Here is a 15392-nt window from a genome sequence, read left to right on the forward strand (position 1 = left end):
CGTCGGGCAGAGAGGATTTGCGCCTATGTCACTTGAGTAGCCGTGACAGCCTGCGGTCCGCGAGGATCTTGCCCCCGGTCTGGCAGGTGGGGCAGTACTCCAGCGAACGCTCGGCGAAGAACACACTGCGCACCTCATCGCCGCAGACCGGACACGCCTCGCCGCGGCGCGCGTGCACCCGGAACCCCGCGCGTTTGGCGTCCTTGAGGTCGGCCGGTGGTTTTCCGGATGCTGCGGCGACAGCATCCGTCAGCGTCGTCTGCATCGCACGGAACAGACGATCGATCTCTTCATCGGCCAGTGTTGCGGCGATCGCGTACGGCGACATGCGCGCGGCGTGCAGAATCTCGTCGGAGTAGGCGTTTCCGATGCCCGCGATCACCGATTGATCGCGCAGCAGTCCTTTGATCTGCGTGCGGCGCCCCGCAATCAGCGTGGCGAAGGTGTCTCGGGTGAACGATTCCCTCAGCGGATCCGGTCCGAGCCGCGCAATGCCGGGAACGTCTGCGGGATCTCGCACCACGGAGACGGCGAGTGACTTCTTCGTGCCGGCCTCGGTGAGATCGAACCCACTGCCGTCGTCGAGGGCGACACGCAGCGCAATCGGAGATCTTCCGGGTCTGATCACTGTTGATGGCAGCTTCTCGTACCAGCGCAGCCAACCAGCTTTGGCGAGGTGGAAGACCAGATGCAGATCCTCACCGCAGGAGAGCACGACGAACTTGCCGTACCGCGTGGCGGCTGTGACTGCTGCCCCCTCCAGCGCGGTATTCGGCGGATCATACGTTTTGAGAGCTGCGATCTCTCCGACGCTCGTGCGCGTGATCGTCCGTCCGACGGTGCGCTCGCCGAGGAAAGTGACGAGCCCGTGGACTTCCGGCATCTCCGGCATGGCATCATCCTGCCATCGGTATCCGACGCTCGAAAGGTCAGCCGCGGCCGGAACTCTCCCGCACGATCAGTTCGTAGCCGATGTCGACGTTGGTCGGTTCGAGAGTGTCATCATCGAGAAGCGCGAGCAGGGAATCGACGGCCCGATCGGCGATGGCCTGCTTGTCCGGGGCGATCGTGGTCAGCGATGGCACCGAGAATTCGGCCTCCTGCACATCGTCGATCGAGGTGATCGCGACGTCTTCCGGCACCCGCACGCCCATGTTCGCGAAGGCGCGGATGGCGCCGAACGCCAGCATGTCGGTGAAGCAGACGAGGGCGTCGAAGCGGGTGCCCGCCTGCCACGCCTGCGTGATGCCCTCCAGCCCCGCCTGTCGACCGAAGCGATCGGTGTAGAGCACGAGTTCCGGGTCGAAGGGGATGCCTGCCTCGTCGAGAGCCTGGCGATAGCCGCTCAATCGCAGCCGGGAGCTGCGATAGAGCTCGGAGTGATACGCACCCAGCGTGGCGATGCGGCGGTGTCCACGCTCCAGCAGGTGCCGGGTGATGTCTGCCGTCGCTGCGACGTTGTCGATCGCGATGTTCGTGTAGCGCGAGCTGGAGATCTGCTCGCCGATGAGCACGGTGGGCACATTCGGGGGAGTGCGGTAGAGCTCTTCCTTCTCCATCGACATCGGTGAGAACACCAGTCCGTCGACGATATGGGAGCTGAGGTCGCGCAGGACGCGCCGCTCGTTCTCGCGGATGCCGCCGGTCTGTGTCGCGATGACGGTGTATCCGCGCTTCTGCGCAGCGATTTCGACCAGCTCGCTCAGCTCAGCGAAGTAGGGCTGGGAGAGCTCTGGCACCGCGAAGCCGAGGATCCGGGTGCGCCCCTGTCGCAGCCGACGCGCGGAGATGTTGGGCCGGTAGCCCAGTTCTTCGATGGCAGCGTGCACGCGCTGCCGGGTGCTGTCGCGCACATGGACGAAGTCGTTCACGACGTTCGACACCGTGCGTGGTGAAACGCCGGCGAGCTTCGCCACATCATTGATGCTCGCGCTCATTCAGGCCCTTCTTCGGTCACGGTTCGATCCCATCCTCGCAGACGCATTTGACAGAACGTATGCCACGTGGCAAAAATAACTCTATTGCAAGTTTGCAACGTGGCAAAGGAGAACGGATGTCGAGCCCCTCGACCATCGAGCGCAGCCGCATGCGCCGAGCATCACAGCGCAGCGGCAGTGGCCTCAAATACGGCATCGCCTTCACTGCGCCCTTCCTGGTGCTGTACCTGATCTTCGTGATCTATCCGGTGCTGCAGGCGGTATGGATGAGTTTCCACGACTGGGACCTCCTCGGCGCCACCCGCGATTTCATCGGTCTCGACAACTTCGAGCGGATGCTGTGGGGCCACGAGATCACCTGGTCGATGACCCACCTGCTCCTGCCGCGGGCCGTGCTGGTGATTGCGGCGATCGCCCTGCTGATTCGCCCGCTGCTGCGTCGTCGACTCACCATCGGCGTGGGCCTGGGCGTCGCCGGCATCCTGGCGATCGTCGTAGCACTGGGCTTCCACCCGTCCGAGGGCGGATTCTGGTTCGATCCGGATTTCTGGACCGCGCTGCAGAACACGCTCCTGTTCACAGTCATCTCGACGCCGCTGATCGCCGGTCTCGGCCTGGTGATGGCTCTCGCACTGCAGGGAAATCGTCGGGGAACCCGCATCTACCAGATGGTGTTCTTCGTGCCCTACATCCTGCCGGTGTCGGTCGTGACGCTGGTGTGGACATACTTCCTCTCGCCGAACCAGGGGCTGCTCTCAGCGATGCTCGAGCCGCTCGGCATCGATCCGATCCCCTGGCTGTCCAACCCGAGCGTGGCGATGTTCGCCGTGATCGCCACCACCGTCTGGTGGACGGTCGGATTCAACCTCGTACTCTTCTCCGCAGGGCTTCAGGACGTCGACCCGGCCCTCTATGAGGCGGCGTCGCTGGATGGCGCGGGCGCCTGGCGTAAGTTCACGAGCATCACGCTTCCTGGCATCAAACACGTGCTGCTGCTGGTCATGGTGATGCAGGTGATCGCCTCGTTCCAGGTCTTCGGCCAGGTCAACATCATGACCGGCGGCGGACCGGGCACCTCCACCCTGGTGCTGATCCAGCACATCTATGAGGCGGGCTTCCGCGACTTCGAGCTCGGCTACGGATCGGCGATGTCGCTGTTCCTCTTCGCGGTGATGCTCGTCGTCTCGGTCATCCAGATGCGTACCCTCGGCAAGGACGACAGCAAATGAGTGCACAGACGATGGCGATGACCGTCTCCGACAAGCGGGCCGCCCCGGCTCGCATCCGCCGCAGTGGGGTCGTCACTGCCTGGTATCACGTGGCGATGATCGTCGCTGCGCTGGTCTGGCTGATTCCGATGCTCTGGATGCTGTCGCTCTCGCTGAGTGATAACCAGGCTCTGACCAAAGAGACCCAGACGCTAATCCCGCAGGGCTTCACACTGGAGAACCTGTTCGGGGTGTTCAGCGTCGGTCTCACCAGCCGCTGGTTCATCAACAGCGCGATCGTGACCATCTTCACCACGCTGCTCACCGTGCTGCTGTGCGCCATGGCCGGATACGCCTTCGCGCGCTTCACCTTCCGCGGCAAGACGATCGTCTACGCGAGCGTGCTCGCAGGGCTCATGATCCCCAAAGAGGCGATGTTCATCCCGTTGTTCACGATGGTGGCCGACGTATCGATGCACAACACCTATGCGGCGCTGATCCTGCCGCGCATCGCCGCGCCGCTGGGCGTGTTCCTGATGACGCAGTTCTTCTCGCAGGTTCCGGCAGAGGTCGAAGAAGCCGCGCGCATCGACGGTGCAGGACCCTGGCGCACCTTCTTCTCCGTCATGCTGCCGCTGGCCCGGCCCTCGATGATCGCTCTGGCGATCTTCACCTTCGTGCAGACCTGGAACGACTACCTGTGGCCGCTCGTGTCGGCGACGAAGTCGGAGATGTTCACCATCACCACCGGTCTGGCATCCCTGCAGGGCAACTTCGCGCAGGCGACTGAACTCGGCAGTCTGATGGCCCGCGGACTGATCGGTTCGCTGCCGCTGCTGCTGGTCTTCATCTTCTTCCAGAAACACCTCATCCGAGGCATCTCCATGACCTCGGGCAGCAAGTAGTACCACTGTCCACACAACAAAAAGGAAAACCATGCGAAAGACCAAGACTGCTGTTGCGGCAGCGTCGCTGACTGCAGCGGCGTTGCTGCTCACCGCCTGCGGCACCGGCGCTGAAGCCGGAGCCGGTACCGGCGACGCCGGAGATCTGAATGAGCAGATCGCCGCTGTCACCGCCGACCAGCTCGAGGGCACCACCATCACCATGTCGCGCATGTTCGGCGACTGCGAGGAGAGCACTCAGGGCGTCACCGACCCGGCGCTGGCGACCACCGAGTGCGAAGCGATCCAGATCCTCACCAACAAGTTCAACGCCGAGAACGACAACGGCATCACCGTCGACCGCCTCGGCGGCACCGACTGGAACTCGTACTACGACGCCTTCAACGCGTCTGTCGCCGGTGGCGAGCCCGCGAACATCGCCAACCTGCACGACTACTCGATGTCGGACTACGCCACCCGCGACCAGCTGCTGGCGTTCGACCCCGAGTCGTTCGACATCGACATGACGGATGCCACCGAGCAGGCGCAGAAGTCGGTCATGTGGGACGGCTCCACCTACGCCGTTCCCTTCGACGCGCACGCGCTGGTGATGCACGTGAACACCGACGTGCTCGCCGAGGCGGGCTACATCGGCGAGGATGGTCGCCCGGTGCTGCCGACCAGCCCCGAAGAGCTCCTGCAGATGGGCAAGGACGTCAAAGACAAGACCGGCCTGATGCTGTTCTCCGCGGGCTTCGCCAACGATGACATGGCTTGGCGCTTCTTCTACTCCCTGGTTCGCCAGCAGGGCAGCGACGTGGTCTCGGCCGATGGCAGCGCCGAGGTCGACACCGAGGCGGCGGCCGCCGCGCTCGAACTCATCAACGAGATGCTCGACGCCGGCTACATGCACACCGACGCCGACTACGCCGGCTCCATCGACGAATGGAAGAGCCAGCAGTCCGCGATCCTGCTCAACGGCGTGTGGGCGATCAACGAGTACGCAGCGACCCTCGACTTCGGCTACACGGTCACCGACCTGCCGACCATCTACGAGGCACCGGCCGCATGGGCGTCCTCGCACATGTGGGTGCTGCCGCGCCAGAAGGGCGACGACCCGGTCAAGTACCGTGCTGCGCTCGAGTTCGCGAAGTTCCTCTACGACAACAGCGGATCCTGGTCGATTGCCACCGGGCACATCGCACCGCGGGTCTCGATCATCGAGTCCGAGGAGTACCTGAACGCTCCGGAGCGTGCGAACTACACCGAGACCGCTCTGACCGGCATCAGCTTCGTGCCGCAGATCGAGAACTGGACGGCGGTCAAGTCGCTGATCCACGCTCAGCTGGACGAGGTCTGGTTCAGCGGCAAGGACGTCGCTGACGCCCTTGGCGAGGCACAGGCACGCGTCACGCAGGAAATCAAGTAACACCGAAGTTCTGAGGGGTGGGGTCCACCTGACCCCACCCCTCACTTTTTGGAAGAAGGCCCCATGTCAACCGCCCACCGCGCCGCCGTCAGTCTCGACGGCGCCTGGCTCTTGCACTTTCCTGGCGAGTCCGAGACGCATCACGTCTCGGTCCCCGGTACCTGGACTACTCAGGTTCCCGGCCACGGTGATTCGCACGAGACCGTCCGCTTCCAGCGTGCACTCGAGCTGCACAAGCAGGCTGGACGGCGCCTGGTGCTGTGCTTCGGAGCGGTGAACCACACAGCTTTGGTGCGGGTGAACGGCAACGAGATCGGCACGCACATCGGTGCGTGGGAGCCCTTCGAATTCGACATCACGGATGCTGTCGTCGACGGCACGAACACTCTGGAAGTCACCGTCTCCTACCCGCCGCGCTACGGCTCGGCCGATGAGGCGGGTTTCTTGGAGCATCCCCTGGGCAAGCAGTCCTGGTACGGCACCACCGCGGGGATCTGGCAGTCGGTGACGTTGGAAGAACGGCACCCGGTTCACCTTCTCGCGCTTGCTGTGCGAACGGACGCCGCAAGCGGCGAAGTGACCATCGCGGGCTCGGCGACGGCGGGAGCGGATGCTGCGCGGGTTCGGCTGCTGCGCGATGGAGCTGTTGTTACGGCCGCTGCACTCGCAGTGCAGGGCACAGATATCGCCGGCTCAGTCACAGTCGAGAACCCGGAGTTGTGGGACCTCGACCACCCCAATCTGTACACGGTCGAGGTCTCGCTGGAGCAGGCGGGCGAGATCACCGACCAGGTCACGCGCGAGAGCGGCTTCCGCAGCTTCCGCGCGGACGCCGGACGGTTCTTCCTCAACGACCGGGAGATCTACCTGCGCGCTGTTCTCGATCAGGACTACCACCCCGGTGCCACCCTGGCTCCAGAGGATTTCGCGGCCTGGGAAGACATGCTGCGTCAGACCAAGGCGCTCGGCTTCAACATGCTGCGCGTGCACATCAAGCGTCCCGATCCGCGCTATTACGAGATCGCCGACCGCCTGGGGATTCTCGTGTGGACGGAGCTGCCCAGCTGGATGACCTGGACGCCGGAGACCGCCGCCGATGGACACGCGCTGCTGCGTCGCCTCATCGATCTCGACGCCCATCATCCGAGTATCGTCATCTGGACCATCATGAATGAGTCCTGGGGGATCGATCTCGCCAGCGCCACGCAGCGAACCTGGCTGCGCGAGGTGTTCGATGACATCGAGCAGTACGCCGCGGGATCCCTCGTCGTGGACAACTCAGCCTGCGAACCGAACTTCCATGTGCGCACGCACATCGATGATTTTCACGTTTACCGCGGGATTCCGGAGAGTCGCGCACTGTGGGACGAGAAGATCGCCGACTTCGCCGCGCGCCCGGACTGGACCTTCTCGCCGCACGGCGATGCTGAGCGCACCGGCGCCGAACCGCTCGTGCTCAGCGAGTTCGGTAACTGGGCGCTGCCGCATGCGCTCGATCAGTACGACGCGGATGGCGCTGAACCCTGGTGGTTCGCCCTCGGGGCGGACTGGGCGTTCGGCGCGGCGGAAGGAACGGGGCTCATGCCGCGGTTCCGCTCGCTGGGGCTGGAAGAGGCGTTCGGTTCGTGGGAGGAGCTGGTTCGTCAGCTGCACCACGCGCAGCTGGTCGCCAACCGCTATCAGACCACCAGCATCCGCCTGCATGACGACATCAGCGGCTACGTGCTCACGCAGCTCAGCGATGTGCAGTGGGAGGCCAACGGCCTGTTCGACATGAACCGCAGGCCCAAGCAGTACACCGCGGAGTTCGCGCTTGCTAACGGCGAGCATGCCGTGGCGCTGCGCCCACAGACCTATAGCCTCTATGCCGGCGCGGAGTTGCCGGTCATGGTGACGTCACTGCCTTCGCCAGCCGGTCTGCCGGAGGATGCCGTCATCCGCGTGCGCGTCGACGGTGAGACGGCTCTCGAATACGCCGTGCCCGGCGATCGAGAAGAGCGGATGTTGAACATCCCCGTGTCCGCGGCTGTTGGACAGCACCGTGTCGAGGCTGAACTGCACGGCGGGGGAGCGCTGCTCGCCCGCGATGCCGCGGACATCCTGGTCGTCGCTGACACCGCGTGGACCGGTGGTGCAGTGCGGGCGGGAGACGAAGCTACGGCCCAGTGGCTGAGCGCGCTCGGCGTGCCGGTCGACGTCGAAGCGGATCTGCTCGTGTCACTTTCATTCACCGCTGAAGCGCAGCAGCACGCCCGCTCGGGTGGGCGTGTGCTCGTCCTCGCGGAAACGCAGGATGCCCTGGGCTCGGCGTTCGACTATCTGCCGTCGGCGCGTCTGGCCTTGCGCGCGGGGGACGGGGACTGGGTGCCCCGTACTGAGTGGCTGGATCGACGCGGTGCCTTCGCTGAGGTTCCCGGCGACACGATCCTCGGCATCGCCTTCGAAGATCTGCTCGGCGAGTTCGTGATCAGCGGCACCCCCGGTCCACTGCGTGCAGCGATCGTGCACTCGGCGATTTTCTCCGGGTGGCTGCGGGGAGCGGCGACCAGCACGGCGACCGTGCGCTGGAGCGAGGGCTCTGTGACGATCAGCACGCTGCGGGTGCGCACAGCGCTGGAGAAGGCGCCGATCGCACGAGCCGTCGGCCACGCGTTGCTGCGGGCCGCGGCGACCTCCTGACCGCGATCCGCCGATCAGAGCGGCTCAGACGGCGCGGCGCAGAAGCTGGATGCTGGCGATTCTGAGCCGCTCGATGGCAGTGATCTCACCGCGCAGAAAGGCGATCAGGGCGTTGAGGAAGATGCCATCGAACAGGGCGTACGCCGCTGTGGCATCGACCGTGGGCGTGCGGCCTTCGAGTTCGCTGTAGCGCGAGATCACCGCCCAGACCATCTCGGACAGCAGTCCGTCCAGCGCGACGATCGTGTCGCGGAACCCGGTTTGGAACAGTGACTGGTTGCGCAGGTCGTACCAGAGCCGGTGCATGTCGGCCTCATCACGCAACGTGGCGGCCATCGCCTGGGCGAATCGTTCGGCGAGTTCCGCGCCGCTGCGTGAGGTGGCGATGATCGGGTCGTAGCGTTGGACGCATTCGGACTTGTACTGCCAGATGGCCTGGCCGATCAGATCGTCTTTGTCGTCGAAGTAATAGTGCAGGATGCCGAGGGAGAGGTCGGTGTGCGCGGCGACGTCGCGGAGACCGGTGTTGGCGAAGCCCCGTGCGGCAATGGCTGCCAGTGCGGCATCGGCAAGCTCACGTCGCCGCAACGCATATCTGCCCGCGCCGGACTTGTCAGCACGGACGACGGCATCGACCATCGTTCCTCCAGGGGTGGGATGGTCGATTTTACCCCTGATCCATGGGAAAATCGAGGACTTGTTCTCGGGATCGTAATGGTTGCTCGCCTGTCCCGTGTCCGAGGCAGCGACTAAGCTCATCTGGTGACTGTTCCCGGGATTCTGCGCGCCTTGGAAGAGGCGACCCTGTACGAAGACGCCCTCACCTGGGCGCAGACCGATGCCGATCTCGGGCTCGTCGATGGGCTTGATGTTCCCACCATCGCCGGGCTGCTCGGCAAGCGGGCAGCGGTGGGGCGTCCGCCCGCCCTGCTGGTGATCGCGCCGACCGGACGACGTGCGGAATCGCTCGCCTTGGCGCTGGGTTCGTATGTTCCGGATGCTGAGATCCTGCGGTTCCCGGCCTGGGAGACGCTGCCCCATGAGCGGCTGAGTCCGAGCCCAGACACGGTGGGACAGCGACTGCAGACGCTGCGTCGGATCACCACCTGGACCAGAGAGCGCCCGCTCATCGTCGTCGCATCCGTGCGCGCTGCGCTGCAACCGATCGCCGGCAATCTCGGCGACACTGCTCCCGTGGTGCTGGGCCTCGGCGCGCGCGGGCTCGGGCTCGATGACGCGGTCGAACAGCTTGTCGAACGAGCGTACTCGCGCGTGGACATGGTTTCGCGTCGTGGCGAGTTCGCTGTGCGCGGCGGCATCCTCGACGTGTTCCCACCGACCAGCGATCATCCGTTCCGCGTCGAATTCTTCGGCGATGAGATCGACCAGATCCGCGCTTTCTCGGTCACCGATCAGCGTTCGCTGCCCGGTGATGTCGACCGGGTAGAGCTGGCAGCGACGCGCGAGTTGCTCCTGACTTCCGACGTGCGCGAGCGCGCCCGTTCTCTTATCGCCGGTTTTCCCGCGATCGCCGGGATGCTGGAGAAGATGGCGGAGGGCATCCCCGTTGAGGGCATGGAATCGCTGCTGCCGGCGGTGTCGGGCCCGCTGAAAGCGCTCATCGAGTACTTCCCCGAGGGGACCGCAACTGCACTCATTGATCCGGAACGAGCCAGTGCTCGGGCCCAGAGCCTCGGCGACACGAACCGGGAGTTCCTCGATGCGGCGTGGAGCGCAGCGACGTCCGGGGCATCCGCTCCCATCGATCTCGGCGCGGGCGACTTCCTCACGGTTGCGCGCCTGCGCGAGATCGTGCGCGAGCGCGACGGCGTCTGGTGGCGGCTAAGCCCCTTCGCCACCGATGACGACGCGGCGGCGAACATCGACTCGTCGATCATTCCGTCCTTCCACGGCAACGTCGACGGTGCCATCGAGTTCGTGGCTGCGCGCCTCACCGACGGCTGGCGCGTGGTGGTCGTCGCCTCCGGCTCCGGCCTCGTTGACCGTGCGAACGATGTGCTCTCTGACCGCGGGCTGGCAGCGCGCACGGTCGAGTCGCTCACCGAAGCGCCCGAGGCAGGTATCGCGACGCTCGTGATGGGTGATCTCGAATCCGGCTTCCAGGTGCCCGAGATCAAGCTCGCCGTCCTCACCGACAACGAGTTCTACGGCCGCACGATCGGTGGCGATCAACGGGTCGTGCGAAAGCTCGCCTCGCGCCGCAAGAACGTCGTCGACCCGCTACAGCTCAAAAACGGCGACCACGTCGTGCATGCCACGCACGGCATCGCGAAATTCGTCGAACTGACCCAGCGAGAAGTCTCCACCGGCGGACGCAACGCCACCAAGACCACCCGCGACTACCTCGTGCTCGAGTACGCGCCCTCCAAACGCGGCTATCCGGGTGACAAGCTCTACGTACCCACCGATCAGCTCGATCTGCTGTCGAAGTACGTCGGTGGGGAAGCGCCGACACTCTCGAAGATGGGAGGCAGCGACTGGTCAGCGGCAAAGAGCAAGGCACGCAAAGCTGTTCGCGATATCGCGGTCGAACTGGTCAAGCTCTACTCCGCGCGGATGTCGGCGAAGGGACACGCATTCGGGCCGGACACACCGTGGCAGCGTGAGCTCGAAGAAGCCTTCCCGTTCGCGGAGACTCCCGACCAGCTGCAGACCATCGACGAGATCAAGGCCGACATGGAGCGGCCGATCCCCATGGACCGGCTGCTGTCCGGAGACGTCGGCTTCGGTAAGACCGAGGTCGCCGTGCGCGCGGCGTTCAAAGCCATTCAGGACGGCAAGCAGGTGGCGATGCTCGTTCCCACCACGCTGCTCGTGAAGCAGCATTTGGAAACCTTCACCGAGCGGTTCGCCGGATTCCCGGTGAAGGTCAAATCCCTCTCGCGCTTCCAGACCGACAAGGACGCACGGCTCACACTGGAGGGGCTGCTTGACGGCTCGGTGGACATGGTCATCGGAACCCACCGCATTCTCACCGACCAGGTGCTGTTCAAGGATCTGGGACTGCTCATCATCGATGAGGAGCAGCGGTTCGGCGTCGAGCACAAAGACAAGCTCAAGAAGCTGAAGATGAACGTCGACATCCTGGCTATGAGCGCCACGCCGATTCCTCGCACGCTGGAGATGGCGGTCACCGGCATCCGTGAGATGTCGACCCTGCAGACGCCGCCGGAGGACCGGCATCCGATCCTCTCCTTCGTCGGTCCGCGCAGTGACAAGCAGATCGCGGCGGCGATCAGACGGGAGATCCTGCGCGAGGGACAGGTGTTCTTCGTGCACAACCGCGTCCAGTCGATCCAACGGGTCGCATCAGAACTCGCCGAACTTATTCCGGAGGCGCGGATCGCGGTCGCGCACGGACAGATGGGCGAGCATCAGCTCGAGCAGGTCGTCGATGACTTCTGGGAGCGCAAGTTCGACGTGCTCGTCTCGACGACGATCGTGGAGACGGGCCTGGACATCTCCAACGCCAACACGATCATCATCGATCGCGCAGACAAGTACGGCCTCTCGCAGCTGCACCAGCTGCGCGGCCGAGTCGGTCGTGGTCGTGAGCGCGCATACGCATACTTCCTGTACGACGAGATGAAGCCGCTGTCTGAGACCGCCGCCGACCGACTGCAGACCATCGCGGTGAACAACGATCTCGGATCCGGCATGCAGGTCGCACTCAAAGACCTCGAGCTGCGCGGTGCCGGCAACATGCTCGGAGGCGAGCAGGCCGGTCACATCGCCGGTGTCGGATTCGATCTGTACCTGCGAATGGTCGGCGAAGCAGTCGCGACTTTCCGGGGCGAAGACACCGACGGCGGCACCGAGCTGCGGATGGAACTGCCGGTGGATGCCCGCATCCCGGAGACCTACATCGACAGCGAGCGGCTGCGGCTGGAGGCGTACCAGAAGCTCTCAGCGGCGGCCGCCGCGACGGCGAAGGACGACGCGATCGACCTCGTGATCGAAGAGCTCACCGACCGCTACGGCACACCGCCCGAAGAGGTCGAAGGGCTCTTCGCCGTCGCTCGCCTGCGCCGTCGAGCAGCCGCAGCTGGCCTGAGCGATGTGGTCGTTATGGGATCGAACCTGCGCGTCGCGCCGGCACATCTGGCGGATTCGATGCAGGTGCGACTGCAGCGCCTGTATCCGAAAGCGAAGCTCGTCGCCGGGGGAGAAGCAGTTGTCGTGCCGATGCCGGCCGACATCGACATCCTCGGGTGGGTGGCGCAGCTGATCACCGCGCTGTTCCCCGAGCCGGTGGTTGCTGCCTGAGAGAGGGCGTTGTGTGCGTGGTCGGCGCACGGCAGGCTGGATCGTATGAGAATCGCGGTCGCAGGGGGCACTGGACAAGTCGGAGCGCACGTGGTGGAGGTCGCGCGTCTTCGCGGACATGATGTCGTCGTGCTCGCGCGCAGCGTCGGGGTCGATCTGGTCACCGGGTCAGGTGCGGCGGATGCCATGCGCGGTGTCGACATCGTCATCGACGTCGCCGCGACCACCACGATGAACAAGTCCACGGCGACCGCATTCTTCGAGGCGACCACGCATACGCTGTTCGCGGCTGAGCAGGCAGCCGGAGTCGGCCATCACATCGCGCTGTCGATCGTCGGCATCGATGGGGTCGACGCCGGGTACTACGGCGCCAAGCTCGCTCACGAGCGTGCCGTGATGGCGGGTGCAATCCCGTGGACCATTCTGCGCGCCACGCAGTTTCATGAGTTCGCGGGCCAAGTGTACGAGCGCGGGGCATTCGGTCCGTTCCACGTTGCCCTGCGGATGCGCACGCAGCCTATTGCCGCACGAGAAGTCGCCGAGCGGCTGGTGAATCTGGCAGAGGGCGCTCCGACGGGAAGAGCCACTGACCTTGCGGGACCTCGGGAAGAGCAACTCGTGGACATGGTCCGCGCCTACGCCCGATCGCAGGGTGCACGCGGCTGGATCCCCGCGATGTCGCTTCCTGGAGAGTGGGGGCGCGCGATGCGGGATGGTTCGGCGCTGCCCAGCGTCCACGCTGATCTCGGACAGCAGACCTTCGCAGAATGGCTCGACGCACGATGACTCCGACCTCCTGCCGGACAACGCGCTAGTCTGGCGGCATGTTGTACGAGCACCTCGGGGCTCGGCCCCGGATTCATGACACTGCTGTCATCGCGCCCACCGCCGTCATCTCCGGTGACGTGGAGATCGGTCCCGGCTGCCAGGTGCTGCACGGCGCCGTCATCACGGCCGAGGGCGGTGCGATCAGACTCGGCGAGCACGTCATCGTGATGGAGAACTCCCTGATCCGTGCGACCGCGGCCAACGCCGTGCATATCGGCGACCACACCCTCGTCGGCACGCTGGCGAGCATCGCCGGTGCGACGGTCGGCGAGGAGGTCTTCTTCGCCTCGGGCGCGCGCATCTTCAACGGTGCGATCATCGGTCCTCGGTGCGAAGTGCGTGTCAACGCGATCGTGCAGCGTCGCGCTGTCCTCCCGGAGGGCACTGTCGTCCCGATCGGTTGGGTGGCTGCCGGAGATCCGCTGCAGCTGTTCTCGCCTGATCAGGCCGAGGAGATCGCCGAGGCGCAGCCGGAACTGGACTTTCCTGGACACGTGTTCGGGGTGGACCGGGACACTCCCGACCTCATGGTGCAGCTCACCGAGCGCTACGCCTCGTCACTCGCTCGGCACGCCGACGACACCCCGGCGTAGCGAAACGCCCCATGCTCCGAGAAGCATGAGGCGTTTCGTAAAGAAGCGAGAGATCAGATGACGCCCTGGGCGAGCATCGCCGCAGCAACCCGCTGGAACCCCGCAATGTTGGCACCGGCGACGTAGTCTCCGGGAACACCGTACTTCTCAGCCGACTGGAAGGCGGCGTCGTGGATGTTGGACATGATCTCGCGCAGCTTGTTCTCGCTGTCGCCGAAGGTCCAGCGCTGACGGGACGCGTTCTGGCTCATCTCGAGCGCCGAGGTTGCAACGCCACCGGCATTTGCCGCCTTGCCCGGCGCGAACAGCACGCCAGCGCGTTGGAATGCCTCAACGGCCTCCGGCAGGCAGGGCATGTTCGCGCCTTCCGAAACCGCGCGCACGCCGTTGGCGATAAGCGCTTCAGCATCGGCGAGGTTGAGCTCGTTCTGCGTTGCCGAAGGCACCGCGATGTCAACGGGCACTTCCCAGACGCTGCCACCCTCGATGAAGCGGGCACCGGGACGACGCTTGGCGTATTCGACGATGCGGCCGCGCTCGACCTCCTTGATCTGACGGAGCAGATCAAGGTCGATGCCGGCGTCGTCGACGACGTAGCCGGAAGAGTCGGATGCGGTGACCGCCGTCGCGCCGAGCTGCATGGCCTTCTGGATCGCGTAGATCGCGACGTTGCCGGAGCCAGAGATGCCGACGCGCTTGTCCTGCAACGAATCGTTGTGGACGGCGAGCATCTCCTGGGCGAAGAACACTGCGCCGTAACCTGTGGCCTCGGTGCGCACCTCGGCGCCGCCCCAGCCGGTGCCCTTGCCGGTGAACATGCCGGACTCGTGGCGGTTGGTGATCTTGCGGTAAGCGCCGAACAGATAGCCGATCTCACGGCCGCCGACTCCGATGTCACCAGCGGGAACATCGGTGTGCTCGCCGAGGTGACGGTACAGCTCGCCCATGAATGAATGGCAGAAGCGCATGATTTCTGCGTCGGTCTTGCCGTGCGGGTCGAAGTCGCTTCCGCCCTTCGCGCCACCGATGCCCTGACCGGTGAGCGCGTTCTTGAAGATCTGCTCGAATCCGAGGAACTTGATGATCGACAGGTTCACCGAGGGGTGAAAGCGCAGGCCGCCCTTGTACGGGCCGAGAACAGACGAGAACTGGATGCGGTAGCCGCGGTTGACCTGGATCTTTCCGGCGTCGTCGATCCACGGTACGCGGAACATGATCTGGCGCTCCGGCTCCACGATGCGATCCAGGATGCCGGCCTCGACGTACTCCGGGTGCTGTTCCAGCACGGGAGAGATCGTTCCGAGGACCTCATGCACTGCCTGCTGAAATTCGGGTTCATGCGGGCTGCGCGCCAGAACCGTATCGAACACGGGCTGAACGGTCTCGGCGAGCGGGTGGAATTCGGTAAGAGTAGCGGTCACGCGGGACGACTTTCTGAAGAGTGTCAAGGAGGTGCGATCGTGTCGCATAAGAGGGCGTGCAAGGTCCGGCACGAGTTCCCACTGTACCTCGCGTGTTTCGCAGTCATCACACGCGAGGTTTTCGGG

The 15392-nt window shown here is 64.9% G+C and carries 11 protein-coding genes; 7 read left to right on the forward strand and 4 right to left on the reverse strand.

Annotated features, from left to right (window positions below; translation table 11 throughout):
- Positions 1-28: 28 nt before the first annotated feature.
- Both ACSS7Z_RS04590 and ACSS7Z_RS04595 read right to left on the reverse strand, forming a co-directional pair.
- Complete coding sequence (locus ACSS7Z_RS04590; protein WP_438253307.1) at positions 29-892, reverse strand: Fpg/Nei family DNA glycosylase; 864 nt, start codon at positions 890-892, stop codon at positions 29-31.
- Between the two features lie 37 nt (positions 893-929).
- Positions 930-1937, reverse strand: coding sequence for a LacI family DNA-binding transcriptional regulator (locus ACSS7Z_RS04595; RefSeq protein WP_438253308.1), 1008 nt, complete (start codon positions 1935-1937; stop codon positions 930-932).
- Between the two features lie 116 nt (positions 1938-2053).
- On the opposite strand from ACSS7Z_RS04595, the gene ACSS7Z_RS04600 reads away from it, so the two are divergent.
- From ACSS7Z_RS04600 to ACSS7Z_RS04615, 4 genes are all read left to right on the forward strand, one after another.
- Positions 2054-3166, forward strand: coding sequence for a carbohydrate ABC transporter permease (locus tag ACSS7Z_RS04600; RefSeq protein WP_438253309.1), 1113 nt, complete (start codon positions 2054-2056; stop codon positions 3164-3166).
- On the forward strand, positions 3163-4050 hold the full coding sequence (locus ACSS7Z_RS04605; RefSeq protein WP_438253310.1) for a carbohydrate ABC transporter permease: 888 nt from the start codon (positions 3163-3165) through the stop codon (positions 4048-4050). The genes ACSS7Z_RS04600 and ACSS7Z_RS04605 overlap by 4 nt, the downstream gene beginning before the upstream one ends.
- A gap of 31 nt (positions 4051-4081) precedes the next feature.
- Positions 4082-5458 (forward strand): extracellular solute-binding protein, encoded by a 1377-nt coding sequence (locus ACSS7Z_RS04610; protein ID WP_438253311.1) that lies wholly within the window; start codon positions 4082-4084, stop codon positions 5456-5458.
- A 63-nt stretch (positions 5459-5521) separates the two neighbouring features.
- A complete protein-coding gene (locus ACSS7Z_RS04615; protein ID WP_438253312.1) occupies positions 5522-8137 on the forward strand; it encodes a glycoside hydrolase family 2 protein in 2616 nt (871 codons plus the stop codon).
- Between the two features lie 24 nt (positions 8138-8161).
- Here ACSS7Z_RS04615 and ACSS7Z_RS04620 read toward each other — a convergent pair whose 3' ends face one another.
- On the reverse strand, positions 8162-8776 hold the full coding sequence (locus ACSS7Z_RS04620; protein ID WP_438253313.1) for a TetR/AcrR family transcriptional regulator: 615 nt from the start codon (positions 8774-8776) through the stop codon (positions 8162-8164).
- A gap of 123 nt (positions 8777-8899) precedes the next feature.
- Between ACSS7Z_RS04620 and mfd the strand changes: the two genes are divergently transcribed.
- Genes mfd through ACSS7Z_RS04635 form a run of 3 tightly spaced genes read left to right on the forward strand, consistent with a single transcriptional unit; the run spans position 8900 to position 13845 of the window.
- A complete protein-coding gene (gene mfd / locus ACSS7Z_RS04625) occupies positions 8900-12424 on the forward strand; it encodes a transcription-repair coupling factor (RefSeq protein ID WP_438253314.1) in 3525 nt (1174 codons plus the stop codon).
- 45 nt (positions 12425-12469) lie between these two features.
- Positions 12470-13210, forward strand: coding sequence for an SDR family oxidoreductase (locus ACSS7Z_RS04630; RefSeq protein WP_438253315.1), 741 nt, complete (start codon positions 12470-12472; stop codon positions 13208-13210).
- Between the two features lie 38 nt (positions 13211-13248).
- Complete coding sequence (locus ACSS7Z_RS04635) at positions 13249-13845, forward strand: gamma carbonic anhydrase family protein (protein WP_438253316.1); 597 nt, start codon at positions 13249-13251, stop codon at positions 13843-13845.
- A 53-nt stretch (positions 13846-13898) separates the two neighbouring features.
- Here the strand turns inward: ACSS7Z_RS04635 and gdhA are convergent, their stop codons facing one another.
- A complete protein-coding gene (gdhA, locus tag ACSS7Z_RS04640; RefSeq protein ID WP_438253317.1) occupies positions 13899-15266 on the reverse strand; it encodes an NADP-specific glutamate dehydrogenase in 1368 nt (455 codons plus the stop codon).
- Positions 15267-15392: the final 126 nt, after the last annotated feature.

This window comes from Microbacterium wangyouchuni (assembly GCF_051546305.1).
Taxonomy (GTDB): Bacteria; Actinomycetota; Actinomycetes; order Actinomycetales; family Microbacteriaceae; genus Microbacterium.

What these genes read in the sequence shown, in the direction of transcription:
- ACSS7Z_RS04590 (WP_438253307.1), bottom strand. Translation starts at nt 892, where the DNA reads ATGCCGGAGATGCCGGAAGTCCACGGGCTCGTCACTTTCCTCGGCGAG.
- ACSS7Z_RS04595 (WP_438253308.1), bottom strand. Translation starts at nt 1,937, where the DNA reads ATGAGCGCGAGCATCAATGATGTGGCGAAGCTCGCCGGCGTTTCACCA.
- ACSS7Z_RS04600 (WP_438253309.1), top strand. Translation starts at nt 2,054, where the DNA reads ATGTCGAGCCCCTCGACCATCGAGCGCAGCCGCATGCGCCGAGCATCA.
- ACSS7Z_RS04605 (WP_438253310.1), top strand. Translation starts at nt 3,163, where the DNA reads ATGAGTGCACAGACGATGGCGATGACCGTCTCCGACAAGCGGGCCGCC.
- ACSS7Z_RS04610 (WP_438253311.1), top strand. Translation starts at nt 4,082, where the DNA reads ATGCGAAAGACCAAGACTGCTGTTGCGGCAGCGTCGCTGACTGCAGCG.
- ACSS7Z_RS04615 (WP_438253312.1), top strand. Translation starts at nt 5,522, where the DNA reads ATGTCAACCGCCCACCGCGCCGCCGTCAGTCTCGACGGCGCCTGGCTC.
- ACSS7Z_RS04620 (WP_438253313.1), bottom strand. Translation starts at nt 8,776, where the DNA reads ATGGTCGATGCCGTCGTCCGTGCTGACAAGTCCGGCGCGGGCAGATAT.
- ACSS7Z_RS04630 (WP_438253315.1), top strand. Translation starts at nt 12,470, where the DNA reads ATGAGAATCGCGGTCGCAGGGGGCACTGGACAAGTCGGAGCGCACGTG.
- ACSS7Z_RS04635 (WP_438253316.1), top strand. Translation starts at nt 13,249, where the DNA reads ATGTTGTACGAGCACCTCGGGGCTCGGCCCCGGATTCATGACACTGCT.